Raw genomic sequence first — 26,610 nt, forward strand, 5'->3', positions numbered from 1 at the left:
GACCCGGCGCGGGGGGGCCCCCCCCCCGCCCGCAATCACTCGCCGTAGTAGAAGTGATGCCGGGCGTCGAAGGCGGTGAGCAGGTTGGTCTCGCCGTTCGCCATCGTCGCACGGATCGTCTGCGCGAGCTCGACCACGCCGCCCGTCGCCTTGTTGACCTCGCCCACGGCGGCCTGCTTCTCATGATCGACGAGCTTCTGCCATAGCTGGTCGACGAAGTTGCCGCCGGCCTGGGTAGCGCCGTCCTTGATCGGGCCGTCAGGCAGTTTCGCGCCGAGCTTGCCGATGAGCTTGTCGGTCACGACGTCGGTGAACTGGCGCACCAAGGCGACCTTGGCTTCGGCATCGCCTTCGGCATGGGCGATGTAATCGGTGCCGGCTTTCTCGAGCGAGCCCATCACCGTGCCGAGCGTGCTCGCGGCGGTCTCGCGCGCATCGCGCGGTGCCTTGGTGTCGCCGACGATGACCGCGAGGCGCGTCATCTCGTCGGTCAGCGCGTTCTGCGACTGATCGAGGCGCCCGTAATCCTTATCGAGCATCACGTCGCGGGCGAAATCCTGAACGAGATCGTGATGGAAGTCGCCGGTATTGGTCATGCGCCAGTCGGTCTCGGTCAGGCGCGAGACGTTGCGGTCGAAATAGCTGCCGAGCTGGTCGAGCGCCGGGCCGCGGTCGCCGCCTTCCTCGATACCGCCGACATAGCCTTCGCCGCCCGAGCGCACGAGGCCGGCGAACAACTTGTCCTGCGCCGGCTGATTGGCTTGATTCTGCGTTACCGAGTTGAGCAGCCCGGACAGCGCGTGGAAGCCATCGCGCTGATAGAGGTTGCTCCACTGGCCGCCGCCGACCGTGGTCGCCATCATCGCCTGGGTGAGGGTCATGTCGTCGCCCGCCACCGCGCCCTTGGCCTCGACCCTGGTGATCTCGGCCAGCACTTCGTTCGCCGCCGAGCGATTGCCGCCCGCCGCCGCCATGTTGGCAATGTCCGCCGCCGCGGTCAGCGTCTGCGGACCGGTCTGGGAATCGTTGATGTCATAGCCCTGCCTCTGCGCGTCGGAAATAAGGCGGTGGCTGACCGAGGCGAGCGCGGTCCCGTCGCGCACTTCGCTCAGCAGCTCGCGCGCGCCGTGACTGCCGGGGGCAGATACCAGGCCGTAGAGATCGTCGGCATCGAGTCTGCCATCGGCGACCCCGCGCGCGATCCCGGCCTTGACCTGGTCGCGGAGTTCGGGCGTCGCCGGGTCGGTCCAGGCCGAGCCGATATCGTTGAGGCCGTGCTGGATCTTCTCGGCAGTGCGCTCGTCGATCGGCCCCCCGCAGAAGGTCGACTGGCCACCGGCCATTTGGACCATCGCGGCGAGATATTCGTCCTTCTGGTCCTGGCTGAGGTCAGTGCGCGCCAGAGTCTGCTGGATCTGGTACGCCGCCTGCCCACCGTCGGTCGGCTGGCCGAACTCGGTCGAGGCGATCGTCTGCTTGGCTGCCTGCTCGACCTTCGGGTCGGAGACTATGCACGCGGGCGGTGCCGTATTGGTGATCGAACCGCCGCCGCCATCAATTGCCAACATCGGTAACACTCCCTCTCAGGAGAGGGGAATCTAGGCCGATGGTGGCGCGGCACCATACTCGAAGCGACTAGGTTGGCCTATTCGACCGTCACCGACTTGGCGAGGTTGCGCGGCTGATCGACGTCGGTGCCCTTGGCGACCGCGACGTGATAGGCCAGCAACTGCACCGGCACCGCATAGACGAGCGGTGCGATCAGCGGATGGACGCTGGGCATCTCGATCGTCGCGACGGCATCGTCACCGGCCTGCGCCAGTCCTTCGGCGTCGGAGATCAGCACCACCCGCGCGCCGCGTGCCTTGGCTTCCTGCATGTTCGACACGGTCTTGTCGAACAGCGGTCCCGATGGCGCGAGCACGATCAGCGGCACGCTATCGTCGATCAGCGCGATCGGGCCGTGCTTCATCTCGCCCGAAGCATAGCCCTCGGCGTGGATGTAGCTGATTTCCTTGAGCTTGAGCGCGCCTTCGAGCGCGAGCGGATAATCGGGGCCGCGGCCGAGATAGAGCACGTCGCGCGCCGCGGCGATCGTGCCGGCCATCCCCTCGATCTCGGCATCGTGCGCCAGCGCGGCGTTGATCGCGGCGGGCGCCTCGATCAGGTGACGGACGATCTCGCGTTCCTCGTTCTCGGCCAGCTTGCCCTTGGCGCGCGCGAGATTGACCGCGAGCGCGGCCATCACCGACAGCTGGCAGGTGAATGCCTTGGTCGAGGCGACGCCGATCTCGGGGCCGGCATGCGTCGAGAGCAAAAGGTCGACTTCACGCGCCATTGAGCTGGTCGGCACGTTGATGATGCCCGCGGTAGTGACGCCCTCGGCCTTCATATGACGGAGCGCCGCGAGCGTGTCGGCGGTCTCGCCCGACTGGCTGACCACGACGCCGAGCGTGTTGGGCAGCAGGACCGGATCGCGGTAGCGAAACTCCGAGGCGACATCGACTTCGACCGGCAGGCGCGCGAAGCGCTCGATCCAGTATTTGCCGATCATGCCCACGTACGACGCGGTGCCGCAGGCGACGATCGCGACGCGCTCGATCTTGCTGAGGTCGAAGCTCATGTCGGGCAGCGCGACCTTTTGCTCGACCGGGCGGATGTACGAAGCCAGCGTCTGCGCGACGACGACCGGTTGCTCGTAAATCTCCTTGAGCATGAAGTGGCGGTGGTTGCCCTTGTCGATCAGCGCGGGCGAGACGCCCGAGGCGACGATCGGACGCGTGACGGGATTGTTGTCGCGGTCGAAGATCTCGATCTTCTCGCGGGTGACGACGGCCCAGTCGCCTTCCTCGAGATAGGCGATGCGCTGGGTGAGCCCGGCAAGCGCATGCGCGTCCGAGCCGAGATAATTCTCGCCTTCGCCATAGCCGACGGTCAGCGGCGCACCGAGCCGGCCGCAGATCAGCAGATCGGGCTCGTTGCGGAACAGGAAGGCGACCGCGAACGCGCCGTGGAGCTGGGGCAGCACCGCGGCGACCGCGTCGCGTGGGCTCTTTCCGCCTTCCAGTTCGCGGCTGACGAGGTGCGCGACGACTTCGGTGTCAGTCTGACTCTTGAACTCGCGGCCCTCGGCGATCAGCGCATCGCGCAGCGGCTTGAAATTCTCGATGATGCCGTTGTGGACGATCGAGACGTCGCCGACGATGTGCGGATGGGCATTGTCCTCGGTCGGCGCACCGTGAGTCGCCCAGCGCGTGTGCGCGATGCCGATCGTGCCGGGGAGCGGGCTCTCGGCGAGGCGCTTGCCGAGATTGACCAGCTTGCCCTCGGCGCGGCGGCGATCGATCTCGCCATCGTGCAAGGTGGCGATGCCGGCCGAGTCATAGCCGCGATATTCCAGCCGCTTGAGCCCTTCGAACAGGCGATCCGCGACGCTTTCGGTCCCGACGATTCCAACGATTCCGCACATCTTATTTCGCGGCCTTTCTTGCCTTCATCATTTCGCGGAAGCGCGTGCCCCAGCCGGGCCGCGCCTCCTGCCGCGCGCGGGCCAACCCCAGCGCGCCGGCCTCGACATCCTGGGTGATCACCGATCCGGCACCGACCGTCGCGCCCGCCCCGATCGCCACCGGCGCGACCAACGCGCTGTTCGAGCCGATGAACGCGCCTTCGCCAATGCTCGTACGATATTTGAAGAAGCCGTCATAATTGCAGGTGATCGTGCCCGCGCCGATGTTGGCGTCGGCACCCACTTCGGCGTCGCCGAGATAGGTGAGGTGATTGGCCTTGGCCCCCTTGCCGAGCACCGCCTTCTTGATCTCGACGAAATTGCCGACCTTGACGTCTTCGCCGAGCACCGTCCCCGGCCGCAGCCGCGCATAGGGGCCGACCACTGCGCCGCTGGCTACCTGGGCGCCCTCGATATGGCTGAACGCGTGGATGGTGACGCGGTCGGCCACTTTCACACCGGGACCGAAGAACACGTTGGGCTCGATCAGGACGTCGCGACCGAGCCGGGTGTCATGCGCGAACCACACCGTCTCGGGGGCGATCAGCGTCGCGCCTTCGGCCATCGCGCGGGCACGGCGCGCGTGCTGCCACTCCGCCTCCACCGCTGCGAGCTCGCCGCGGCTGTTGATCCCGGCGACTTCGGCGGCCGACACCTCGATCACCGCCGAGTGGCGCCCCGCGGCGGCCGCCACGGTGACGATGTCGGGGAGGTAATATTCGCCGGCCGCATTATCGTTGCCGACCTTCGCCAGCAAATCGAACAGGTCCGCCGCGCGCGCCGCGAACAGCCCCGAATTGCATAGAGTGATCGCACGCTCGTCGGGCGAGGCGTCCTTATATTCGACGATACGGTCGATGCACCCGTCGGCGTCGGCGATCACTCGGCCATAAGCGGCGGGATCGGCAGGGCGGAAGCCGAGCGCAACGCTGGCCGGCGCGTCCGCCGCATGCAGGCGCTCGAGCATCCGGCGCAGCGTATCGGTGGTGACCAGAGGCACGTCGCCGAACAATACGAGCACGTCGCCGTCGAACCCGGCGAGCGCCGGCTGCGCCTGGAGCGCGGCATGGCCGGTGCCGAGCTGCTCGACCTGCTCGACCGTCGCGACGCCGAGCGGATGGACGACCGCCTCGACCTGATCCCGGCCCGCGCCGACGACGACCACCGTCCGCGCCGGATCGAGCGCGGCGACGCTGTCGATCAGGTGCAATAGCATCGGGCGCCCCGCGAGCGGGTGAAGCACTTTGTGCGTATCGGATTTCATCCGCGTGCCCTTGCCCGCAGCAAGGATGATCGCGGCAATCGGCGCTGTCATGTAGTCCCTCCGGTCGCCCCCCTGCCATGACCCGCTTGCCAATTCTATAGTCTTGCTGGCAGGCGCCGCCAGGATGACCGGCTTCCCCTTCGATATCGTCGGATTCGATCTCGACGGCACCTTGTTCGATACCAGCGCGGACCTGACGCGTGCGCTCAACCACGCGCTGGTCGTACTCGGCCGCCCGCCGCTCGCGGTGGAAGCGGTCAAGCCGATGATCGGCCGCGGCGCGAAGTACATGCTACAGCAAGGGCTCGAAGCCTCGGGCGGCTGCGATCCCGAGACTCTGGAAAGCGCCTATCCCGAGCTGCTGGCATTCTACGGCGACAACCTCACCCGCGGCACATATGCCTTTCCGGGGCTGATCAGGGCGATGGACACGCTCGAAGCACGCGGCACCGAGCTCGCCATCGTTACCAACAAGTCGGAAGGCCTCGCCGTGAAGCTCGTGGCCGAACTCGGCCTCGACCACCGCTTTGTCTGCGTGATCGGCGGCGACACGATGGGGCCCGACGGGCGCAAGCCCTCCCCCGCCGGCATCCGCGAGATGATCCGGCGCTGCGGCGGCGGGCGCGCGGCGTTCGTCGGCGACTCGATCTTCGACATCGAAGCCGCGCGCGCCGCCGGCGTCCCGTCGATCGCAGTGCGCTTCGGCTTCTTGATGCAGCCGGTCGAAGAACTAGGTGCGGATGCGGTGATCGATCATTTCGACGACCTGGTTCCTGCTCTTGAAGTACTTGGCGAGTAAAAGCGCGGCAGAACGCCTGCGCTTACCCTAATAGCAGGAAATCACCCTCGCACGTGATTCTCCGTACTACGCTGGGCTCTTGCTTTTCCCGTACAACCGACCGAGCATGTACGGCGAGGAAAATATAGTGGGTCGCTTCGGGGGATTGTTGTTGAAGGGATCGGGACAAACCTCGCGCGAGGTGACCGTCAGCCTGAATCCTGGTGGGCAAATCGCCTGTGCCAAATTGGCGGAGCTCGTCCAGCTTACTCTGGTCGCCGATGGCGCGATCATCGATCTTCGTCATTACGCCGAGCGCCAGCGCGCGCTGGGCGCGGGGGAGCGTCTCGCCACGGCCGGAATCCTGCTCGCCGGCGGCGAGACCGAGACGTCGGAAGCGCTGCTCTGGCAGCTCGCCGACCCGATCGAAGCTAGCGCAAGCGGTTTCCGGTCCTATGCCTGCGTGCCGCTGCACGACAGCGATGGCGCGCCGCTCGGCCGGATCGTCGCGCTACAGCGCGGTCAGCGCGCGTTCGATGGCCACGACCTCAAGGTCCTGCGCATGGTCGCCGACATCGTCACCGACTTGGTCCGCGAGCCGCAGCTGACGACCTGACGGGCTCCAGCGGCGGATGGAAGCGCCGCGCCAGCACGGCGCGGCCCCGCGCGGTGAGCGCTGCGTCGATTACCTGCGGCCCCTCGGTCCCGACAGTGAATGCCTCGTAGGAGATCAGACCCGCATCGCTGAGATCCTGGAAATTGCGGATGAAGTCGTTGACGCGATCGGCGCTGCCCATGCCGACATCGGCGGCGCGCAGCGTCACGACGATCGGCCAGCTGGCCCACAAGGCGTCGACGATCGTCTTTGCGTCGGCGGATTCGAAAGCCTGCGCGGGTTCGTCGATCACAAGAAGCCTCACTGCCCTGAACTACATTAATCTGCGCCCCTTGCCGTTGCCCCGATTGTCCCGGTGGCGCGTTAACCTTCGCTTCGGAAGGGTTAACAAATCGCTAACGGAACGCCCGCCGCCCCAGCCCGCACGTCTGGGAAGGTCGTTTCGTCCGAAGTTTATTTTTATGATCGGACCAAACGCGCTTGGCAGGATGTCAATCCCACAGGCATGGATCACATGTAAACCTCGGCAGCATTGCCTTCAACTCGAAACTACACGTCACGAAAGATTGGCCGGATTCCCTATATAATGGGCGAACTTTGCAATGGTTACTGTAATCTTCATCGGTCTATATGAATTAAATATCATTGAAATATGTCGCTCTGCATTTATTGAATAAATGTCGAGTAGCGATTAATTACTCGCGCGCGCCGGACCGGAAACCGGAAACTTGCGCGTCGCTGACGGACGGTCTGCCCGAGGATAGGAGATCGAGACGATCACCGGCCGACGGGTGCGGCGCTTTCTTGGGCTATGATGCCGCGACCGGCGCCGCGCGGCTTTCGCAATCGCAAATCCGTCCCTAGAACGGGATATATGCAAGCCTTTCTCGGGGTCCGAACAGCGCTGGCGCTCGTCGTCGCGGCCGTCGCCGCGCTCGCGAGCCTGTTGCTCAATGGCGATCCGCAAGCGGGACTGGTGGTGCTGGTCTGCGCCGCGGCAGCGGTGCTGATCGCCGCGAGTGGCAACGACGAAGCCCCCCCGCCGTCAGAGCGCGCCGTGCCGCCGCCGCGCAGCGAACCCGCGATTGCCGAAGTGATCGAGGCGGTCGCCGAGCCCCTGCTGGTCATCGCCGACAGCCGCGTCGAAGCCGCCAACAAGAGCGCGTGCGAGCTGCTCGGCGACCATGTCATCGGCGAGGACGTCCGCGTCGCGATCCGCCACCCCGCCGCGGCCGAGCGGCTGATGCGCGCCGACAACAGTGCCGCCGAGGCGCCGATCCACCTCGTCGGGCTCGGCACGCGCGACCAGCGCTGGGAGATGCGCGTGCACACGCTGCGCGACGGCCGCCGCATCGTCCATCTGGTCGACCGTACTGGCAGCTATGCCGCGGAGCGGATGCGCGTCGATTTCGTCGCCAATGCCAGCCACGAGCTGCGCACCCCGCTCGCCTCGCTGCTCGGCTATGTCGAGACGCTGCGCGAGGATGCGGGCGACGATCCCGGCACGCGCGCGCGCTTCCTCAAGATCGTCTTCGGCGAGGCGCAGCGGATGCAGCGGCTGATCGAGGACCTGATCTCGTTGAGCCGGATCGAGGCCGAGAAATATCGCGCCCCCGACAAGGCCGTCGACCTCGCCGGCCTGATCGAGCAGGTCACGATCGAATTGTCGGGCAGCCCGCGCGCCGCCGACCTCGTTACCCAGATCGCCGACGTTCCTCCGGTGCTCGGCGACCCGACCCAGCTCAGCCAGCTGCTCCACAACATCATCGGCAACGCGATGAAATACGGCCGCGAGGCGACGCCGGTGACGATCACGCTCCAGCCCGACAGCGAGACCATGGTCCGCCTGACCATCGCCGACGAAGGCGAAGGCATTCCGCCCCAGCATCTGCCGCGCCTCACCGAGCGCTTCTACCGCGTCGATTCGGGGCGCAGCCGTTCGCTCGGCGGCACTGGGCTCGGCCTCGCGATCGTCAAGCACATCGTCGAGCGCCACCGCGGCCGGCTCGACATCGCCAGCACCGTCGGCAAGGGTACGACCGTCACGATGCTGCTGCCGGTGCGGCGAGTGTCATAAAGCCGTAACCGAGCTGCAAGAGAGGCAGCGTGACGTGCTGCACTGCACGACTCGGGGCGTATCGGGAGTTCGCGACATTTTCGGCAGGTTGGCCCTGATTGCAGCGGCGGCGCTAACGCTGGCCGGCTGCGACAGCAACACGGCGCGCGAGATTCGCGTCGTCGGCTCGTCGACCGTCTATCCCTTTACCACCGCCGTTGCCGAGGCCTTTGTCAACCAAGGCGGCGGGCGCAAGGCGCCCGTGGTCGAATCGATCGGCACCGGCGCCGGGCTCAAGCGCTTCTGCGAGGGCGTGGGCTGGGAATTCCCCGACATCGCCAATGCCAGCCGGCGCATCAAGAAATCCGAATACGCGCTGTGCCAGGCCAATGGTGTCGGCGAGATCCTCGAGGTCCAGATCGGCGTCGACGGGGTGGCGCTGGCGGAGGCCAATAATGGCCCCAAGCTCCAGCTGAGCAAGAAGGACGTCTATCTCGCGCTCGCCGCCAACCCGAAGGGCAGGCCCAATGCGGCGCGAACCTGGCGCGACGTCAATCCCGCCCTTCCCGCATTGCCGATCCAGGTGATGGGACCGCCCGCGACCAGCGGCACCCGCGATGCATTGGTCGAGCTGGTGCTCGAGCCCGGCTGCGCCGCCGCCGACCCCGAGAGCAAGGCGCTCAAGGCCGCCAAGGACACCGCGCCCTACGACAGCCGCTGCAAGCGCATCCGCGACGACGGGCCCTATATCGACAAGGGCGAGAACGACAATCTGATCGTCCAGGGGCTCGCGGCGAACCCCAACGCGCTCGGCGTGTTCGGCTATTCGTATCTCGAGGAGAATATCGACCGGCTCCACGGCGTGCCGATCGAGGGCGTGACCCCGACCTATGCCAGCATCGCCGACGGCAGCTATCCGGGCGCGCGGCCCTTGTTCCTCTACGTCAAGAAACGCCATCTCCGCGCCGTGCCCGGCCTCGCCGACTTCCTGGCGCTCTACACGACGATGTGGAATCCCAAGGGCAAGCTCACCCAGCGCGGGCTGATCGCCGCGCCCGACGCCTTGCGCGCCAAATCGGCGCAGATCGTCGCGCAGCGCATCGCGCTCGATCCGGCGGGTCTGCACTGATGCACGCCTTCGCGCTACTCTTCCTCATCGCGGGGCTCGGCCTGATCGGCTGGCTGACCGCCCGCGCCCGCGCCACCCGCTTCGACCGCGGCGGCGCCAAGCGGCTCCATTCGCTGCCCGGGCAGCACGGCATGTACGTCGCGATGTGGACGATCCTGCCGGCCCTGGTATTCGTCGCGGTGTGGAGCGCGGTCAGTCCCGGGCTGATCAAGCAGGCGGTGCTCACGCACCCCGCCGCCGCGCAGCTCCCCCATTTCGCCTTCGAGCGCGACGCCCTGCTCGCCGAGGCCAAGCGCGTCGCCAAGGAGGACGGCGCCAAGGCGTTCGACCCCGTCGCCGAGCAACTCGTAGCACCCACCCGCGCGGCGCAGACCTATTATGGCTGGATGGGCACCGGCGCGGCGATCCTGCTCGCCTTTGCCGGCGCGGCCTTGGCGCTTACCCGCGTCGGCCCCAATTTCCAGGCGCGCACCCAGGCCGAGCGCGGCGTCATGGTGCTGCTGCTGGTCGCCTCGCTGATCGCGATCCTGACGACGCTCGGCATCTTCCTGTCGCTGCTGTGGGAATCGCTCCGCTTCTTCCAGCAGGTGCCGATCGCCGATTTCCTGTTCGGCACGCATTGGAGCCCGCAGGTGATCGACGCCGCGCATCCGGGCAAGTCGCTCGGCGCCGTGCCCTTGTTCTGGGGGACCTTCTTCATCGGCGCGATCATCGCGATGATCGTCGCGATCCCGTTCGGGCTGATGAGCGCGATCTACCTCACCCAATATGCCACGCCGACGGTGCGTAAATGGATGAAGCCGACGCTGGAGATGCTCGCCGGCGTGCCGACCGTCGTCTACGGATACTTCGCCGCGCTGACCGTCGCCCCGGCAGTGCGCGACCTCGCCGTGTCGCTCGGCTACACCTACGCCTCGTCCGAGAGCGCGCTCGCCGCCGGCCTGGTGATGGGGGTGATGATCATCCCGTTCGTCTCGTCGATGGCCGACGATTCGATCGCCGCGGTGCCCACCGCGATGCGCGACGGCAGCCTGGCAATGGGCGCGACGACCAGCGAGACGATCTCGCGCGTGCTGATCCCCGCGGCGCTGCCCGGCGTGGTCGCGGGCGTGCTGCTCGCCGTCAGCCGCGCGATCGGCGAGACGATGATCGTGGTGATGGCCGCCTCGGGCGCTGCCAACATCACCCTCAACCCGTTCGAGAGCGCGACCACGGTCACCAAGCAGATCGTCGACCTGCTCACCGGCGAAAGCGAGTTCGACAGTCCCAAGACGCTCGCCGCCTTCGCGCTCGGGCTCACCTTGTTCGTGATCACCCTGTTGCTCAACATCGTCGCGCTGCGCGTCGTCAAACGGTATCGCGAAGCTTATGAGTAAGTCGCTCGTCTCCCAGCTGCCGACCGGCCCGGAAGAGCCGAGCGAGCGCGCGCCGACCGACTGGAAGACCCAGTCGATGCAGAAACGCATCCGCCGCCGCTATGCCCGCGAGCGGCGCTTCCGCTTCTTCGGGCTCGCCGCGGTGACCCTGTCGGCGGCGTTCCTCGCCTTCCTGCTGGTCACGATGGTCGCCAATGGCTGGCGCGGCTTCACGCGCACCGACGTCGCGCTGGCGATCGACTTTCCCAATTCGGGCATGGTCGTCGAGCGCGGCCAGCTGCGCACCCCCGCCGCTGACCTCGCGCTCGCCGGGGCGGGGCTCGAGAATATCGTCAAGGGCGCCGCGTCGACGGCATTCGGGCCGGGCGGCGAGGACGTCATCTCCGATCATGGCTGGCTGCGCGTACGCGACGCGATCAAGGCCGATCCCTCGATCCTCGACCGCAAGGTCGTGATCAACGTACCCGCCTCGACCGAGATCGACCAGGCAGTGCGCGGCGACGGCAATGCCCAGACCAAAGCGCGCGCCGCCAGGCTCGAACAGGCCGGGCTCGTCTCGCGGCACTTCAACTGGGACTTCCTGAGCCAATCGGATTCGACCGATCCGGTCGCGGTGGGGATCTGGGGGGCGCTCAAGGGCTCGCTGCTGACCATGGCGGTGACCTTCCTGATCGCCTTCCCGGTCGGGGTGCTCTCGGCGATCTATCTCGAGGAATATGCCCCGAGGAACCGCTGGACCGACCTGATCGAGGTCTCGATCAACAACCTCGCCGCCGTCCCCTCGATCATCTTCGGCCTGCTCGGCCTCGCGGTGTTCCTCGGCAGCTGGAGCCTGTTCGGCACGCAGTTCGGCCCCCTCCTGCCCCGCTCGGCGGCCCTGGTCGGCGGGCTGACGCTCGCCTTGATGATCATGCCCGTCATCGTCATCGCCAGCCGCAATGCGATCAAGGCGGTGCCGCCGTCGATCCGCGACGCCGCGCTCGGCATCGGCGCGAGCCCGATCCAGGTGGTGTTCCACCACGTGCTGCCGCTGGCGATGCCGGGCATCCTGACCGGCACGATCATCGGCATGGCGCGCGCGCTCGGCGAGACCGCGCCGCTGCTGCTGATCGGCATGCGCGCGTTCATCGTCACGCCGCCCGGTGGGTTCACCGACCCCGCGACGGTGCTGCCGGTACAGATCTTTTTGTGGTCCGACGAAGTCAGCCGCGGCTTCGTCGAGAAGACCAGCGCCGCGATCATCGTGCTGCTGGTGTTCCTGCTCGCCATGAACGGGCTGGCCATCTATCTTCGCAACAAATTCGAGACCCGCTGGTGATTAGCAACGCACCTCCCAAGATGTCCGCCCGCGGCGTCAACGTCTTCTACGGCGACAAGCAGGCCGTGCGCGATGTCTCGATCGACATCGACATGGACAAGGTCACCGCGTTCATCGGCCCGTCGGGCTGCGGCAAATCGACCTTCCTGCGCACGCTCAACCGGATGAACGACACGATCGCCACCGCACGGGTCACCGGCGACATCATGCTCGACGGCGAGAACATCTATTCCTCCGCGATGGACGTGGTGCAGCTCCGCGCCCGTGTCGGCATGGTGTTCCAAAAGCCCAACCCCTTCCCCAAGTCGATCTACGAAAACGTCGCCTACGGCCCGCGCATCCACGGCCTCGCCCCCTCCAAGCCCGACCTCGACGCTATCGTCGAGCGCTCTCTGAAGCGCGCCGGGCTGTGGGAAGAGGTGAAGGACCGGCTGAACGACAGCGGCACCGCATTGTCCGGCGGTCAGCAGCAGCGGCTGTGCATCGCGCGCGCGATCGCAGTCGACCCCGAAGTGATCCTGATGGACGAGCCGGCTTCGGCGCTCGACCCGATCGCTACCGCCAAGATCGAAGAGCTGATCCACGAGCTGCGCGGCCGCTATGCGATCGCGATCGTCACGCACAACATGCAGCAGGCGGCGCGGGTCAGCCAGCGCACTGCCTTCTTCCACCTCGGCACGCTGGTCGAGTACGGCGATACCGACCAGATCTTCACGACGCCGCGCGAAGAGCGCACCAAGGACTATATCACCGGAAGGTACGGGTAATGGCGACCGGCCAGGAACATACCGTCAAGGCGTTCGACGAGGACATCAAGCACCTGCGCGCGCTGATCAGCCAGATGGGTGGGCTGGCAGAGCAGGCGATCCACGACGCGATGAAGGCGCTCCAGCGCGGCGACACTGCGCTCGCCGACCAGGTCCGCGGCAAGGACAAGGCGATCGACGCGATCGAGGCCGAGGTCGAGAAGCTCGTCGTCCGGTTGATCGCGCTGCGTGCGCCAATGGCCGACGACCTGCGCGAAGTCATCGCCGCGCTCAAGATCGCCGCGGTGATCGAGCGGATCGGAGACTATGCCAAGAACGTCGCCAAGCGCGTTCCGCTGATCCACACCGCGGGCGAGGACCGGATTGAGGCGCTGTCGCTGCTCCCCTCGATGGCCCAGATGGCGAGCGACATGGTCCACGACGCTCTCGACGCCTTCGCCTCGCGCAACGCCGCCGCCGCCGCCGACGTGTGCAAGCGCGACAATGCGCTCGACGATTTCTACGATTCGATCTTCCGCACCCTGGTGACCTTCATGGTCGAGAATCCGCGCACGGTGAGCCAGGTCGCGCACCTGCTGTTCGTCGCCAAGAATATCGAACGCATCGGCGACCATGCCACCAACGTCGCCGAAATGGTCTATTTCGCCGCTACCGGCCGCTATCTGGCCGACGAAGCGGCACCTGCCTGAGGACCCGTACATGGCCCGAGTGAAGATGCTTCTCGTCGAGGACGACGCTGCGATCGCCGAACTGGTGACGTGGCATTTCAAGCGCGAGGATTACGAGGTCAAGCACACGCCGGACGGCGAGGAAGCGCTGCTGCTCGCCAAGGAAGCGACGCCCGACATCGTCCTGCTCGACTGGATGGTCGAGGGGCTTTCGGGGATCGAAGTGTGCCGGCGACTGCGCCGCATGCCCGAGACCGCCAACATCCCGATCATCATGCTGACCGCGCGCGGAGAGGAAGAGGATCGCGTCCGCGGGCTCGAGACCGGTGCCGATGATTACGTCACCAAGCCCTTCTCTCCGCGCGAACTCGTCGCCCGGGTCGGCGCGGTGCTGCGTCGCGTCCGCCCCGCGCTGGCCGGCGAAGCGCTCAGCTATGCCGATATCGAGATGGACACGGTGGGCCACAAGGTGCGCCGCGGCGGCGAAGTGATCTCGCTCGGACCGACCGAATTCCGCCTGCTCAAGCATTTCCTCGAGCATCCGGGCTGGGTATTCTCGCGCGAGCGGCTGCTCGACGCGGTCTGGGGGCATGACAGCGACATCGAGAGCCGCACCGTCGACGTCCATATCCGCCGGCTGCGCAAGGCGATCAACAATGGCGACCGCCCCGACATCATCCGCACCGTCCGTTCGGCGGGCTATGCATTGGACGCGGGGAACTGAGGGAGCCAATCCTGTTTCTCCCGCGTTACAGGTTGAGGACGCGCTTGCTGCGTCCCCGATTTATTCAGGAGAAGCTTGCATGAAGCTTATCGCATTGGCGGCCGCTCTCGCCGCAATCGGCGGCACGGCCGTCGCCCAGCAGACCCCGCAGACGACTCCGCCGGCAACGACGGAAACGCCGGCGACGACCACGCCCGATCCGAATACCCCGCCCTCCGACCCCAATACCGGCACCACCGGTTCGGGCACGACGGCGATGCCCGACGCGACGACCGCCGCACCCGATGCCACGACCGCGGCGCCCGATGCGGCAACCGCGACGCCGGATGCGACGACCGCCGCGCCGGCGCCCGCCGCTCCGATGGCGCCCGCCACCGCGCCTGCGGCGCCCGAGCCTGCAGCCGCCCCCGCAACCGCGGCTGCGCCTTCGGCGACCGCTGCACCGAACGCCTATCCGCCGTGCTCGAAGACGGTGAAGGACCAGTGCCGCCAGCGTGGCGGCCGTTAAGTCTTAACCGACCCCAAACCCCCTCCCTCGTGGGGACGGGTTAGAGGTGAGTAGAAAAGGTCGGGCCCGATGCCCGGCCTTTTCTTTTTGTCCGCTCTCGTTGGAACTCGGCGCGTTCGTCACACCCACAGCCCCGCCCATTCCGGGGGGAGTACAATCGTGACGAATGCGGCTAGTAAATCCTCAAACAGGGAGCGCCATCATGACCATTCGTTTCGACAATCGCGTCGCCATCGTCACCGGCGCTGGCGGCGGCCTCGGGCGCGCCTACGCGCTCGAACTCGCCCGGCGCGGCGCGAAATTGGTGGTCAACGATCTCGGCGGCGCGCGCGACGGCACCGGCCATTCGGACGCCGCGCTTCAGGTCGTCGGCGAGATCGAGGCGGCGGGCGGCGAGGCCTTTTCCAACGGCGGCAGCGTCACCGATTACGGCCAGATGGTCGAGATGGTCGAGGCAGCCAAGGCGCGCTGGGGTCGCGTCGACATTCTGATCAACAATGCCGGCGTGCTGCGCGACAAGAGCTTCGCCAAGATGGAGCCGGAGGATTTCCGCTTCGTCGTCGACGTTCATCTCAACGGATCGGCCAACTGCACCAAGGCAGTGTGGGAGACGATGCGCGCGCAGAATTACGGCCGCATCCTGATGACCGCCTCGTCGACCGGGCTGTTCGGCAATTTCGGCCAGGCGAACTACGGCGCCGCCAAATTGGGGCTCGCCGGGCTGACCAAGACGCTCCACCTCGAAGGCGCCAAATATGGCATCAAGGTCAACACGATCGCCCCGGTCGCCGGCACGCGCATGACCGAGGACATCTTCCCCGAAGCCGCGTTCAAGGCCTTTGCGCCCGAGAATGTCGCGCCCGCCGCGCTGTTCCTCGTTTCCGAGGACGCGCCGACCAACATGATCCTCGGCGCCGGCGCGGGCGTCGTGCAGGCGGCCTATGTCACCCTCACTCCCGGCGCCAAGCTGGCCGAGCCGACGCCGGAGAGCGTCGCAGCGCAATGGGCCGAGATCATCGACCGTACCGGCGAGATCGTCCCCAATTCGGGCTCGGAGCAAACCATGTCGATCATGGCCAAGCTGCAATAGCGCCGCCTGATCGAATCTGGCAGTGAGGGTGCCGCGATGCTTCTGCTTCTCGCCTTGCTGCAGACGGTGGACCCCGACGAAGTCGTCACCGCGCCTCGGTTGTTCGCCAAGCCTGCGTGCAGCCGCCAGCCGGCCGACGCGGAGATCGTCGTCTGCCGTACGCACGATCCTGATCGTATCGGACGTACGGAACCTCGCCCCGATCCGATGACCGTGGATAGGCGTCCGAAGATCAGGGTAGCCAAGGACCTGTGCGTCCGCGTGGGCTTTGCCGTCAGCCTGTCCAATTGTTAGCAGGCCGCTGAGGTCTCCCTCCTTGCAATGTAGGATCGCGCCTGCTTGGTTTCCCAGCCGGCAGCGCCTTGCCGCTCTTGCACGTTGAAATGCGACGTTTCGCAAAGAGTTGCGGATAGTGTGACCTGTCGAGACCTTCGGCACCGGCACAACCCGGAAACACCGCCGTAGCACCGTATTGTTTCACTAATACACTTGTGCTAGGCAGGCCGCACAACAGGAGGATGCCCATGTACAGCGAAAGCGACCTGGCGGGCGCGGTGGAGGCGGGAGTGATCTCGCCCGAAGCCGCGGCGGCGCTCAGGAACCATGTAGCCGCGAGCAAATCGACTCCGACGGTGGACGAAGAGAGCTTCCGGCTGCTCACCGGCTTCAACGACATCTTCGTCGGGATCGCCGCGATCCTGATCCTCGTCGCGGTGGGTTGGATCGGCTTTTATATCGGCGGCAAGATCGTGGGGCTCGAAGCCGTCCATGACGGACCGCGCCAGGTCGGCGTTGCCGTCGCGTTCGGCGGTTTCGCAGTGGCGATTATCAGCTGGCTGCTCGCCGAATATTTCACCCGGCAACGCCGCATGGCGCTTCCCAGCATCCTGCTGCTGCTGGGCTTTGCCGGCGGGATCTTCGTCGGGTTCGGCGCGATCTGGGGCGCCAATGCACCCTGGCTCTCTGAGCAATTTGGCCTGACCACCGACCTCCAGCAGCGCCAGCTCGCCGGCGCGGTCGGGATCATCACCGGAATCGTCACCGCCAGCGCGACCTGGCTGCACTGGCGGCGCTTCATGGTGCCGATTACCGTCGCAGTAGGCGCGCTCGCGCTCGTCGCGGTCGCGGTCGGCGCGATCACGGCGTTCGTCCCCGCCTCGCAGGGTTCGCTCAACCTGATGCTGCTGATCGCGGGCGTGTTGGTCTTCGTCTTCGCGATGCGCTGGGACATGTCGGACCGCGAGCGCCGCACCCGCCGCTCGGACGTCGCCTTCTGGCTCCATCTCGCCGCCGCGCCGCTGATCGCGCACCCGATCTTCCACATGCTCGGCGTGTTCGACGGGGCCATCGGCGCACCGATGGCAGGGGTGGTGATCGCGCTGTATATCATCTTCGCGGCAGTGGCGCTGGCGGTCGACCGCCGTGCGCTGCTCGTCTCGAGCCTCGTCTACGTGTTGTGGGCGATGTACGCCTTGTTCGAGCAGAGCGGCGCGGTCGAGCTTGCCGCTGCGCTGACCGCGTTGGTGATCGGATCGGCGCTGCTCTCCCTCTCCGCTTTCTGGCAGCCGATGCGGCGGCATGTCGTCGGGCTGCTCGGCAGCGGGCTGGAGGGCCGCCTGCCGCCGACGCAGCAGATCGCGATCGCCTGAGGCCAGTTATCGCCGAAGTGAAGGGCCGGGATCTCCCCGGCCCTATTCATGCCAAGTGCGCTCAGGTGATCCAGCTATTCCGACACTTGGCCGACCAGCGATCTGCCTTCCGACGCGCAACACATAGCAGCCCATAGCCGAAGCCGGCCTTCTGAAACGAGACCTCGATAATCGCCAGTTGGCCATCGGCCGAGAAGACGGGACTCGAGAAGGACACGCGCATCGGGTGCCCCTCCGGGTCGCGCGCGGTGGACGGCTGTGAGGCCGGCAAGCAGAGCGGACGGAATTTCGCGACTTCGTATAGGCTCGCCCTGGCCTTGAGCCCTTCGAACTCCCCGGCAGTGAGCGGCATGGCCGCCCTGTAGTCCGGGACGATCCGCGCAAGATCGAGCATGTGGAAAGACGGGTCGATGTCGACCGGATAGGCGGGAACCTTGCTTTCGCTCGCCGCGGTGTAGGCGGCCTCGATAACCTTGCAGGTTTGCTCCACCCCGGCAGGGGTCTCCGCCCGAGCCGCCAAGGGGGCAAAGCAGGCCAGCAGGGCAGCACCGCGAAGAAGAGTCACGCCCATGCCGAAGTCCCCCCGTCCATTCCGACCAGCATGCTTCTCACGCGGACAGCGGCAACGCAATCACGCGGAAAAACGCAACTCCGGACAGGCAGACCGGCGGGCGTTATTCTCCGACCAGCTTCATCAGCCGGCGCTCGACCGGCGCGAGCACCGGGCCGAGTTCGTGGCCGCGCTTGAGGATCATGCCGCTCTCGTTGACCAGCGCCCACATGCCCTGGCGGTTGCGCAGCGCGGGTCGCTTCTCGATGCGGTATTCGGGACGCTCTGCGGCGCGACGGAACGCGGCGAACACCGCAGCCTCGTTGTCGAACTGGATCGCATAATCCTTCCAATGCCCCGCGGCGACCATCCGGCCGTAGAGATCGAGGATGCGCGTCAACTCGAGGCGCTCGAAGGGCACCTGGGTCGGACGGCCGATCGGGAGTGGCGTGACGGTTCCCATCAGGCGCGGTCGCGGCGTCCCCGCTTGCCGGCCGGGTCGCCGGCTTCGATCATCGCGTCGAGACGCTTGCGCAGCGTGTCAAGCTCACAGCGCATCAGTTCGAGCTTCTGGGTCGATGGATCGAAGACGTCGCTGCAGGGCGTGCCATAGGGCACGAAGTCCTTCTGCCAGGTCGCCGCCTCGACCAGGGTAGGCTTGGCCGGGATGCCAACCATCACCGCGCCTTCGGGCACGTCCTTGGTCACCACGGCATTGGCGCCGATCCGCGCGCGCTCGCCCAGCGTGATCGGGCCGAGCACCTGCGCGCCCGAGCCGATGATTACGCCGTCGAGGATCGTCGGGTGACGCTTCCCGACGACGCCGTTGTCGGGGCTGGTGCCGCCCAGGGTGACGCATTGATAGATCGTGACATTGTCGCCGATTTCGGCGGTCTCGCCGATCACCACGAAGCCATGGTCGATGAAGAAGTTGCGGCCAATCGTCGCGCCCGGATGGATGTCGATCGCGGTCATCCAGCGTGACCAGTGATTGACTGCACGCGCGAGAAAGAACCAGCGCCCGCGGAACAGCCGATGCGCGATGCGGTGATAGAAGACCGCCCACACGCCCGGATAAAGCAGGATTTCGGCACGGCTGCGCGGCGCGGGATCGCGCGCGCGGATCGAATCGAGATAGGCCTTCAGACGACGGAACATGGCCGGGTTCCCCTTTGTCGCGTCCATTTAGTGCAGGACGCGCCCGATTTCCAGAATCGCCCCGCGCGCGGCTTGTCGCGTCTAAACACGATGTATCTTGTGGGAATTCGGTGGGCACGGCATTCCTGCCGGTCGAACAGCTTGGCAAGGGGCGCGGATGATCTTCGGAATTGACCTCACGGCGCTGCTTCCGTTCATCGCCGTGGGCTTTGCCGCGCAGATGGTCGACGGCGCGCTGGGAATGGCGTTCGGCGTCATTTCGAACACTTTGCTGCTAAGCCTCGGCGTGCCCCCGGCGGCGGCTTCGGCAGGCGTCCATACCGTCGAGACCTTCACCACGGCGGTCTCGGGGATCAGCCACGCGCTCCACAAGAACGTCAATTGGAAGCTGTTCCTGCGGATCGCGATTCCCGGCGTGATCGGCGGCGCGCTTGGCGCCTATGTGCTGTCCAACATCCATGCAGCGACCGCCAAGCCCTTCATTCTCGCCTATCTCACCGCGATTGGCCTCTATCTGCTGTGGCGCGCGCAGCATTACCCACCGCACGAGCGCAGCCCCAAGATCGTCGAGCCGCTCGGGCTCGCCGGCGGCTTTCTCGATGCGGCAGGCGGCGGCGGCTGGGGTCCGGTGGTGACCAGCAACCTGCTAGTCCAAGGGTCTAGCCCGCGCACGACGATCGGCACGGTGAACACCGCCGAATTCTTCGTGACGGCGACGATCTCGGCGACCTTCATCACTCAGCTCGGCTGGGCGGCGTTCACCCTCGCCACGGTCGGGCTGCTGATCGGCGGGGTGATCGCCGCACCGCTCGGCGCGATGCTCGCCAAGCGCATCGAGCCCAAGCGGCTGATGCTGATGGTAGGCATCGTGCTGACGCTGACCAGCGTTTACAACCTGTACCTCGCGCTGCGGTAGAGCTTCGCAAAGTCGGACACCCGCGTCCCTGCGAACGCAGGGTCCAGCGGTTACGATCCGGACATGGCCACTTGCGTTAGCAGGGGAGCTGGACCGCTTAGGCCTGCGGTCGTTTCGATCAGTTTTCCGCCACTGATCGCCACACTCGATTATAGCGAGTGAACCTTCCCATTAGCATTGCAGTGCAGCACACCTATATCCCGCATCGCAACACAACGCCTTTGGAGGAAAATTCGCATGGCGCTCATCGGAAGCACGATCAAGCCTTTCACCGCGCAGGCCTATAAGGAAGGCAAGTTCGTCGAGGTGACCGACGCCGACACGCGCGGCAAGTGGGCGGTGTTCTTCTTCTATCCGGCCGACTTCACCTTCGTCTGCCCGACCGAGCTCGAAGACCTCGCCGACATCTATCCGCAGCTGCAGAAGATGGGCGTCGAGGTGTATTCGGTGTCGACCGACACGCACTTCAGCCACAAGGCCTGGCACGACACCTCGCCGGCGATCGGCAAGATCAACTATTACATGCTCGGCGACCAGAACCACGTGCTCAGCACCAATTTCGACGTGCTGCGCGAGGGCCAGGGTCTCGCCGACCGCGGCACCTTCGTCGTCGATCCGGAAGGCGTGATCCAGCTGGTCGAGATCACCAGCGAAGGCGTCGGCCGCAACGCCGCCGAGCTGCTCCGCAAGATCAAGGCCGCGCAGTATATCGCCGCGCATCCGGGCGAAGTCTGCCCGGCCAAGTGGGAAGAGGGCGAAGAGACCCTGGCCCCGTCGCTCGACCTCGTCGGCAAGATCTAACCCCAAGGCGCCTCCTCCCCTCCCCCTGTGGGAGGCGCCGATTCGGCCCGGGGTGGACTACCATCCCGGGCCGTTTTCTTCTCATCACCGTTCGCCCTGAGCTTGTCGAAGGGCACCAAGCCTCAAGCGACGCGCCTGTGGTGGGCCGCCCTTCGACAGGCTCAGGGCGAACGGTGACTTATCGTTCTTGGAGTACCTCATGCTCGACGCCAATCTGACGCAACAGCTCAAGACCTATCTGGTCAACATCAAGCAGCCGATCGAGCTGGTCGCCAGCCTGGGCGACGATGCCAAGTCGGGCGAGCTCGAGCGGCTGCTGAACGACATCGCGGCGCTGTCCGACATGATCTCGGTCGTTCGCAAGGACGACAGCCGCAAGCCCAGCTTCATGATCCGCCGCGCCGGTACCGATATCGGCGTGCGCTTCGCGGGTCTGCCGATGGGGCATGAATTCACCAGCCTCGTACTGGCGCTGCTGCAGGTCGGCGGACATCCGTCGCGCGCGGCGCAGGAACTGATCGAGCAGGTCAAGAATCTCGACGGCGATTTCGAATTCGAGACCTATTTCTCGCTGTCGTGCCAGAACTGCCCCGACGTGGTGCAGGCGCTCAACCTGATGGCGGTGCTCAATCCGCGCATCAAGCACGTCGCGATCGATGGCGCCTTGTTCAAGGATGAGGTCGACTCCCGGAAGGTGATGGCGGTGCCGACGGTGTTCCTCAACGGCGAGCCGTTCGGCCAGGGCCGGATGGAGCTCGAGCAGATCGTCGCCAAGCTCGACACCGGGACCGAGGCGCGCGCCGCCGAGCGGATCAAGACCAAGGACGCGTTCGATGTGCTCGTCGTCGGCGGCGGCCCCGCCGGCGCGGCGGCGGCGATCTACGCGGCGCGCAAGGGCATCCGCACCGGCGTCGCGGCCGAGCGTTTCGGCGGACAGGTGCTCGACACGATGGCGATCGAGAATTTCATCTCGGTGCCGCACACCGAGGGGCCGAAGCTCGCCGCCCATCTCGAGCAGCACGTCAAGGACTATGACGTCGACGTGATGAACCTGCAGCGCGCCGAGAAATTGATCCCGGCGCCGACCGAGGGCGGGCTGCACGAAGTGCGGCTGGCGAACGGCGCGAGCCTAAAGGCGCGGACTGTGATCCTGTCGACCGGCGCGCGCTGGCGGCAGATGGGGGTGCCCGGGGAGGACGAATATCGCAACAAGGGCGTCGCCTATTGCCCGCATTGCGACGGGCCGCTGTTCAAGGGCAAGCGCGTCGCGGTGATCGGCGGCGGCAACTCCGGTGTGGAAGCCGCGATCGACCTGGCCGGGATCGTCGCGCACGTCACCCTGATCGAATATGACAGCGACCTGCGCGCCGACGCGGTGCTCCAGCGCAAGCTGGCGACCCTGCCCAACGTCCAGGTAATCACGTCGGCGCTGACCACCGAGGTCCAGGGCGACGGCGAGAAGGTGACCGGGCTGGTCTACAAGGACCGCAACCATGGCAGCTCGCACGAAGTCGCGCTCGAGGGCATCTTCGTCCAGATCGGGCTGGTGCCGAACACCGAATGGCTCAAGGATGCGGTGGCGCTCAGCCCGCGCGGCGAGATCGAGATCGACGCGCGCGGCGAGACCTCGCAACGCGGCATCTTTGCCGCGGGCGACGCGACGACGGTGCCGTACAAGCAGATCGTCATCGCGATGGGCGCAGGCTCGACCGCGGCGCTGTCGGCGTTCGACTATCTGATCCGGCTGCCCGAGGACGTGCTGGTCGAGGCAGCGGCGTAGCGTCCAACTCCTCCCCGAGCTCGTCTCGCGGAGGGGGACTATGCGCAGCATGGTGGAGGGGCCGCCGCGAAGACGGCGGTGTCGCAATCGGCACCCGGCGCCCGCGCCTGCGGCGCGCCCCCTCCACCACGCCCTGCGGGCGCGGTCCCCCTCCCCGAGCAAGCTCGGGGAGGAATTGAGTTATCGCCCCCGCCACTCTATATCGCCGACACAATCGACAGGGACGATCAGTGGCCGCCACCTACCTCCCCACGCTCAAGCAGCTCCAGTATCTCGTCGCGCTGCACGATGCCGGGCATTTCGGGCGCGCGGCGGAGGCGTGCTTCGTCACCCAATCGACGCTGTCCGCGGGGGTTCGCGAGCTGGAGACCCTGATCGGCGTCGTGCTGGTCGAGCGCACCCGCCGCGTCGTGCGTTTCACGCCGCTCGGCGAGCGGATCGTCGAAAAGGCGCGCCGCGTGCTGCGCGAGGCTGACGAACTCGGCGACCTCGCCCGCGTCGCCGGGCGGCCGCTCTCGGGCGAGATGCGGATGAGCGTGATTCCGACGATTGCGCCGTTCCTTTTGCCGCGGATCCTGCCGCGGCTGCGGCGCGAATATCCCGACCTCAAGCTGTTCTTGCGCGAAGAGACCAGCGGCCAGGCTTGCGAGCAGCTCCACCACGGGCGCACCGATTGCGTGCTGCTCGCCCTCCCGTTCAGCTGCGGCGAAGTCGAGGCGGCGCCCTTGTTCGACGACCGACTGTTCGTGGCGTTCCCCGAAGGCGAGATGGACCCGACCCCGACGATCCGCCCTGCCGATATCGACGCCAATCGGCTGCTGATGCTCGAGGACGGGCATTGCCTCAAGGACCATGCGCTGGCCGCCTGCAACCGTCCCGAGCTGCGCGCCGAAGCGACGATGCTCGGCACTTCGCTTCACACGATGGTCCAGATGGTCGACAACGGGCTCGGCGTGACGATGCTGCCGCAAATGGCGGTCGACGCCGGCATCCTCGCGCATACCCAGGTTACCGCGCGGCCGCTCGAAGCGGAGAATGCGTCGCGGCATATCGCGCTGGTGTGGCGCAAGGCGAGCCCGCGCGAACGCGACTTTCGGCTGCTGGCACAGGTGCTGGCGGAGACCGCGTAGGGTTATACCGTCGTTAGGGAGTGTGCTCCTGCGAAAGCAGGAGCCTGGGGTTGCAAAGGAAGTGGCCCGTGGCTCCGGACTGCTTTCGCAGAAGCACTGGGGTTGATACTGCACCCCTTCGGGGATTGTCAGCCTTCCCAGCGCGCGGCAGCGTCCGCATCGCTGTGGCGCGCTTCGACCCAGCGGGCGTCGTCGCCGCGCTGCTCGCGCTTCCAGAAAGGCGCGTTGGTCTTGAGCCGGTCGATCAGATAGGCGCAGGCGTCGAGCGCCTCGCGGCGGTGGTGCGCGGCGGTGCCGACGAAGACGATGCGGTCGCCGGGGACCATCACGCCGACGCGATGGACCATCGTTACGCCGAGCAGCGACCAGCGCTCGGTCGCGGCTTCGGCCAGCGCGATCAGCGCCTGTTCGGTCATTCCGGGATAATGTTCGAGTTCGAGCGCAGTGACGCCATCGTCGCCGCGTACGATGCCGGTGAAGGTCGCGACGCCCCCCGCCCCGCGTTCCTCGAGTGCGGCGACTTCGACGGCAAGCTCGATCGGCGCGGGATCGACCGAGACGCGGATCATCCGCCGGTCACCGGCGGAAAGAGGGCAACCTCGCGGGCATCGCCAAGCATAGCATCGAGCGGCACGAACTTCTGGTCGATCGCCGCGCGCAGTCGCTCGGGTTCGCGCATCGCCTCGGCATGGCCCGGGCTCAATGTTGCCAGCCAGGCAATCAGATCGGCGACACTTCGCACCGCTTCCGGGGGATCGCGCTGCTCCGCTCCCGTCCCGATGCGCTCGCGCACCCAGGCGAAATAGAGCAAATCCATCACGTATCCATGTGCTTTAGGCCAACACGAAGATAGTCCCAGCCGGTGATCAGGGTCAGTGCCGCCGCACCCCACAGACCGAGGATCGCTATCCGCCCGAGCCACAAGATTTCGGGTAACGCACCGGCGAGGATCAGCCCGCCGATCGCGACGAGCTGGAGCGTCGTCTTCCATTTGGCGAGCTGCGATACCGGCAGCGACACTCGGATGCCGCCGAGGAATTCGCGCAAGCCCGACACGGCGATCTCGCGCGCGAGAATCACCAGCGCCGGGATGAGGTTGAGCTCGACCAACACGCCGCGCCCGGCAAGGACCAGCAGCACCGCGGCGACCATGATCTTGTCGGCGATCGGATCCAGGAACACGCCGAGCTTGGAGACCGTTCCCTGCGCGCGGGCGAGATAGCCGTCGAAATAATCGGTGATGCCCATCAGGCAGTAGATCGCGAAGGCGACCGCATAGCCCGTCCGCCATTCGGGCCACCACAGGAACGCCGCGAGCAGCGGCACAGTGACGATCCGCGACAAGGTCAGGATGTTGGGCAGGGTCAGCATCGGCCTTGTCCTAGCATTGGTCGTGCGGCTGCCGAAACCATCTTCGTCATCGAGGTGGGACGCATATGGCGGTTGATACGTTCCTTGCCCCTCGGCTATGCGGGCCCGTCATTTGGCGGGGTTCTCTCCCCGCGCTTCAAGGACATGGGTTCGTATGATCGGTGCGCTCGGGTTGATCAAGGAGCGCCGCTTCCTGCCGCTGTTCGTCACGCAGTTCCTCGGCGCCTTCAACGACAACCTCTTCAAGAACGCGATGATCTTCTTCGCGACCTACCAGATCTTCAACTCGGTCGAGGAGGAGACAAGGTTCAGCGCGATCGCCACCGGCATCTTCATCCTGCCCTTCTTCCTGTTCTCCGCGCTCGCCGGCCAGCTCGCCGACAGTTACGACAAGGCGAAGATCATGCGGATCATCAAGGCCGCGGAAGTGCTGATCATGCTGGTCGGCTCGCTCGGCATCTTCATCAAGAGCCTGCCGCTGATGCTCGTCGCACTCGTCGGCATGGGCGTCCACTCGACCTTTTTCGGGCCGATCAAATATGCGGTGCTGCCCCAGCACCTGAACGAAGACGAAGTCCTAGGCGGCACCGGGCTGGTCGAGGCGGGCACCTATATCGCCGTGCTGTGCGGGACAATCGCGGGCGGCCTGATCAGCCCGACCGTCGCCGCTTTCGCAGTGATCGGCGTCGCGATGACCGGCTGGCTGGCCTCGTTGCAAATTCCGCCGGCGCCGCCGATGACCAAGCTCAAGATCGACTTCAACATCTTCCGTGCCTCCGCCCGCCTGATCGGCGCGACGATGCACATCCCGCGGCTCTACCTCGCGATCGTCTCCATCAGCGTATTCTGGACGATCGCGGCGGTGCTCGGGGTGTTATTCCCACCGCTCGTCAAGAATGTGTTCCACGCGCAGAAGGACGTAGCGAGCGTGTTCCTCGCGATCTTCTCAGTCGGCATCGCGATCGGATCGGTGATCATCAACCGCATGCTCAAGGGGCATGTCTCGGCGAAATACGCGCCCGCCTCTGTGTTGGCGATGGCGGTATTCGTCGTCGATTTCTACTTCGCCGCAGCCTTCTTCCCGGTGAGCGACGGACCGCTGCTCAAGACCGCGAACTTCCTTGCGCTGCCGCAAGCGTGGCGCGTGCTGGCCGACCTGGCGATGATCGCGATCACCGGCGGCATGTTCGTGGTGCCGCTCTATGCCTTTCTCACCACCACAGTCGACAAGTCGCAGACCTCGCGCACCGTCGCGGCGAACAACATCGTCAATTCGGGCGCTATGGTGATCGGGTCGGTCGGCGTGCTCGGTCTGACGCACGTCCCCGGCGTCGACGTGGTCCATGCAGTCTGGGTGGTGTTCCTGCTGTGCCTCGCCTCGGCCTATTGCGCCTGGCGGCTCTACAAGGCCGAGGACCTGCCCCACGGGCTCGATCCGATTCCGTGAGACTTT

General features: G+C 66.2%; 28 protein-coding genes. 18 read left to right on the plus strand and 10 right to left on the minus strand.

The genetic code is table 11. From position 1 onward, the window contains the following. Nucleotides 1-35: 35 nt before the first annotated feature. From AC3WJI_RS06530 to glmU, 3 genes are all read right to left on the minus strand, one after another. Nucleotides 36-1,568 carry a hypothetical protein gene (locus tag AC3WJI_RS06530; RefSeq protein ID WP_492756447.1) on the minus strand — a complete coding sequence of 511 codons (1,533 nt, stop codon included), beginning with the start codon at nt 1,566-1,568 and terminating at the stop codon, nt 36-38. A gap of 77 nt (nt 1,569-1,645) precedes the next feature. After that, a complete protein-coding gene (gene glmS / locus AC3WJI_RS06535; RefSeq protein WP_492756448.1) occupies nt 1,646-3,469 on the minus strand; it encodes a glutamine--fructose-6-phosphate transaminase (isomerizing) in 1,824 nt (607 codons plus the stop codon). Nucleotide 3,470: 1 nt separating this feature from the next. Further along, nucleotides 3,471-4,823 (minus strand): bifunctional UDP-N-acetylglucosamine diphosphorylase/glucosamine-1-phosphate N-acetyltransferase GlmU, encoded by a 1,353-nt coding sequence (gene glmU / locus AC3WJI_RS06540; RefSeq protein ID WP_492756449.1) that lies wholly within the window; start codon nt 4,821-4,823, stop codon nt 3,471-3,473. Between the two features lie 73 nt (nt 4,824-4,896). On the opposite strand from glmU, the gene AC3WJI_RS06545 reads away from it, so the two are divergent. Both AC3WJI_RS06545 and AC3WJI_RS06550 read left to right on the plus strand, forming a co-directional pair. Further along, nucleotides 4,897-5,571: an HAD-IA family hydrolase gene (locus AC3WJI_RS06545; protein ID WP_492756450.1), complete on the plus strand. Its 675-nt coding sequence runs from the start codon at nt 4,897-4,899 to the stop codon at nt 5,569-5,571. A 181-nt stretch (nt 5,572-5,752) separates the two neighbouring features. After that, nucleotides 5,753-6,166 (plus strand): GAF domain-containing protein, encoded by a 414-nt coding sequence (locus tag AC3WJI_RS06550; protein ID WP_492756451.1) that lies wholly within the window; start codon nt 5,753-5,755, stop codon nt 6,164-6,166. On the opposite strand, the gene AC3WJI_RS06555 is transcribed toward AC3WJI_RS06550, so the two are convergent. Next, nucleotides 6,129-6,458, minus strand: coding sequence for a hypothetical protein (locus AC3WJI_RS06555; RefSeq protein WP_492756452.1), 330 nt, complete (start codon nt 6,456-6,458; stop codon nt 6,129-6,131). The two genes, AC3WJI_RS06550 and AC3WJI_RS06555, sit on opposite strands and share 38 nt — an antisense overlap. 582 nt (nt 6,459-7,040) lie before the next feature. Here AC3WJI_RS06555 and AC3WJI_RS06560 point away from each other — a divergent pair. From AC3WJI_RS06560 to AC3WJI_RS06610, 11 genes are all read left to right on the plus strand, one after another. After that, nucleotides 7,041-8,243: an ATP-binding protein gene (locus AC3WJI_RS06560; RefSeq protein ID WP_492756453.1), complete on the plus strand. Its 1,203-nt coding sequence runs from the start codon at nt 7,041-7,043 to the stop codon at nt 8,241-8,243. Nucleotides 8,244-8,331: 88 nt separating this feature from the next. Next, entirely contained in the window at nt 8,332-9,351 is a 1,020-nt protein-coding gene (locus tag AC3WJI_RS06565) for a substrate-binding domain-containing protein (protein ID WP_492756454.1), read from the plus strand. Further along, nucleotides 9,351-10,727 (plus strand): phosphate ABC transporter permease subunit PstC, encoded by a 1,377-nt coding sequence (pstC, locus tag AC3WJI_RS06570; RefSeq protein ID WP_492756455.1) that lies wholly within the window; start codon nt 9,351-9,353, stop codon nt 10,725-10,727. Before AC3WJI_RS06565 ends, pstC begins: the two co-directional genes overlap by 1 nt. Then, on the plus strand, nt 10,720-12,045 hold the full coding sequence (gene pstA, locus AC3WJI_RS06575; RefSeq protein WP_492756456.1) for a phosphate ABC transporter permease PstA: 1,326 nt from the start codon (nt 10,720-10,722) through the stop codon (nt 12,043-12,045). The genes pstC and pstA overlap by 8 nt, the downstream gene beginning before the upstream one ends. Before the next feature lie 20 nt (nt 12,046-12,065). Further along, nucleotides 12,066-12,812, plus strand: coding sequence for a phosphate ABC transporter ATP-binding protein PstB (gene pstB, locus AC3WJI_RS06580; RefSeq protein ID WP_492756457.1), 747 nt, complete (start codon nt 12,066-12,068; stop codon nt 12,810-12,812). Further along, the gene (phoU, locus tag AC3WJI_RS06585; RefSeq protein ID WP_492756458.1) at nt 12,812-13,501 is read left to right on the plus strand and encodes a phosphate signaling complex protein PhoU; all 690 of its coding nucleotides are present in this window, start codon (nt 12,812-12,814) and stop codon (nt 13,499-13,501) included. The genes pstB and phoU overlap by 1 nt, the downstream gene beginning before the upstream one ends. A 10-nt stretch (nt 13,502-13,511) precedes the next feature. Beyond that, nucleotides 13,512-14,204: a phosphate regulon transcriptional regulator PhoB gene (gene phoB / locus AC3WJI_RS06590; RefSeq protein ID WP_315588853.1), complete on the plus strand. Its 693-nt coding sequence runs from the start codon at nt 13,512-13,514 to the stop codon at nt 14,202-14,204. A gap of 79 nt (nt 14,205-14,283) precedes the next feature. Next, on the plus strand, nt 14,284-14,712 hold the full coding sequence (locus AC3WJI_RS06595; RefSeq protein ID WP_492756459.1) for a hypothetical protein: 429 nt from the start codon (nt 14,284-14,286) through the stop codon (nt 14,710-14,712). A 202-nt stretch (nt 14,713-14,914) separates the two neighbouring features. Continuing rightward, complete coding sequence (locus AC3WJI_RS06600) at nt 14,915-15,802, plus strand: SDR family NAD(P)-dependent oxidoreductase (protein ID WP_492756460.1); 888 nt, start codon at nt 14,915-14,917, stop codon at nt 15,800-15,802. Nucleotides 15,803-15,838: 36 nt separating this feature from the next. After that, complete coding sequence (locus AC3WJI_RS06605) at nt 15,839-16,096, plus strand: hypothetical protein (protein WP_492756461.1); 258 nt, start codon at nt 15,839-15,841, stop codon at nt 16,094-16,096. Nucleotides 16,097-16,326: 230 nt separating this feature from the next. Further along, complete coding sequence (locus AC3WJI_RS06610; protein ID WP_492756462.1) at nt 16,327-17,451, plus strand: hypothetical protein; 1,125 nt, start codon at nt 16,327-16,329, stop codon at nt 17,449-17,451. A gap of 61 nt (nt 17,452-17,512) precedes the next feature. On the opposite strand, the gene AC3WJI_RS06615 is transcribed toward AC3WJI_RS06610, so the two are convergent. From AC3WJI_RS06615 to epsC, 3 genes are all read right to left on the minus strand, one after another. Further along, on the minus strand, nt 17,513-18,022 hold the full coding sequence (locus tag AC3WJI_RS06615; RefSeq protein ID WP_492756463.1) for a hypothetical protein: 510 nt from the start codon (nt 18,020-18,022) through the stop codon (nt 17,513-17,515). Between the two features lie 103 nt (nt 18,023-18,125). After that, entirely contained in the window at nt 18,126-18,464 is a 339-nt protein-coding gene (locus AC3WJI_RS06620; protein ID WP_492756464.1) for a DUF2794 domain-containing protein, read from the minus strand. After that, nucleotides 18,464-19,159, minus strand: coding sequence for a serine O-acetyltransferase EpsC (epsC, locus tag AC3WJI_RS06625; RefSeq protein ID WP_492756465.1), 696 nt, complete (start codon nt 19,157-19,159; stop codon nt 18,464-18,466). Before epsC ends, AC3WJI_RS06620 begins: the two co-directional genes overlap by 1 nt. 157 nt (nt 19,160-19,316) lie before the next feature. Here epsC and AC3WJI_RS06630 point away from each other — a divergent pair, with 157 nt between their 5' ends. The 4 genes from AC3WJI_RS06630 (at nt 19,317) to AC3WJI_RS06645 (ending at nt 23,786) form a co-directional block, all read left to right on the plus strand. Continuing rightward, the gene (locus tag AC3WJI_RS06630) at nt 19,317-20,075 is read left to right on the plus strand and encodes a sulfite exporter TauE/SafE family protein (RefSeq protein ID WP_492756466.1); all 759 of its coding nucleotides are present in this window, start codon (nt 19,317-19,319) and stop codon (nt 20,073-20,075) included. 237 nt (nt 20,076-20,312) lie between these two features. Beyond that, on the plus strand, nt 20,313-20,876 hold the full coding sequence (ahpC, locus tag AC3WJI_RS06635) for an alkyl hydroperoxide reductase subunit C (protein WP_492756467.1): 564 nt from the start codon (nt 20,313-20,315) through the stop codon (nt 20,874-20,876). Nucleotides 20,877-21,075: 199 nt separating this feature from the next. Further along, the gene (ahpF, locus tag AC3WJI_RS06640) at nt 21,076-22,656 is read left to right on the plus strand and encodes an alkyl hydroperoxide reductase subunit F (RefSeq protein WP_492756468.1); all 1,581 of its coding nucleotides are present in this window, start codon (nt 21,076-21,078) and stop codon (nt 22,654-22,656) included. Nucleotides 22,657-22,886: 230 nt separating this feature from the next. After that, nucleotides 22,887-23,786, plus strand: coding sequence for a hydrogen peroxide-inducible genes activator (locus AC3WJI_RS06645; protein ID WP_492756469.1), 900 nt, complete (start codon nt 22,887-22,889; stop codon nt 23,784-23,786). Between the two features lie 128 nt (nt 23,787-23,914). Here the strand turns inward: AC3WJI_RS06645 and AC3WJI_RS06650 are convergent, their stop codons facing one another. From AC3WJI_RS06650 to pgsA, 3 genes are read right to left on the minus strand one after another with little or no spacing between them, the layout of a single operon-like run. Then, complete coding sequence (locus AC3WJI_RS06650) at nt 23,915-24,355, minus strand: molybdenum cofactor biosynthesis protein MoaE (RefSeq protein ID WP_492756470.1); 441 nt, start codon at nt 24,353-24,355, stop codon at nt 23,915-23,917. Further along, complete coding sequence (gene moaD, locus AC3WJI_RS06655) at nt 24,352-24,603, minus strand: molybdopterin converting factor subunit 1 (RefSeq protein ID WP_492756471.1); 252 nt, start codon at nt 24,601-24,603, stop codon at nt 24,352-24,354. The genes AC3WJI_RS06650 and moaD overlap by 4 nt, the downstream gene beginning before the upstream one ends. Continuing rightward, nucleotides 24,603-25,157 carry a CDP-diacylglycerol--glycerol-3-phosphate 3-phosphatidyltransferase gene (gene pgsA, locus AC3WJI_RS06660; RefSeq protein ID WP_492756472.1) on the minus strand — a complete coding sequence of 185 codons (555 nt, stop codon included), beginning with the start codon at nt 25,155-25,157 and terminating at the stop codon, nt 24,603-24,605. Before pgsA ends, moaD begins: the two co-directional genes overlap by 1 nt. Nucleotides 25,158-25,311: 154 nt before the next feature. On the opposite strand from pgsA, the gene AC3WJI_RS06665 reads away from it, so the two are divergent. Next, nucleotides 25,312-26,604 carry an MFS transporter gene (locus AC3WJI_RS06665; RefSeq protein ID WP_492756473.1) on the plus strand — a complete coding sequence of 431 codons (1,293 nt, stop codon included), beginning with the start codon at nt 25,312-25,314 and terminating at the stop codon, nt 26,602-26,604. The last annotated feature ends 6 nt before the right edge of the window (nt 26,605-26,610 follow it).

This window comes from Sphingomonas sp. FW306-1B-B10E, from assembly GCF_058782005.1.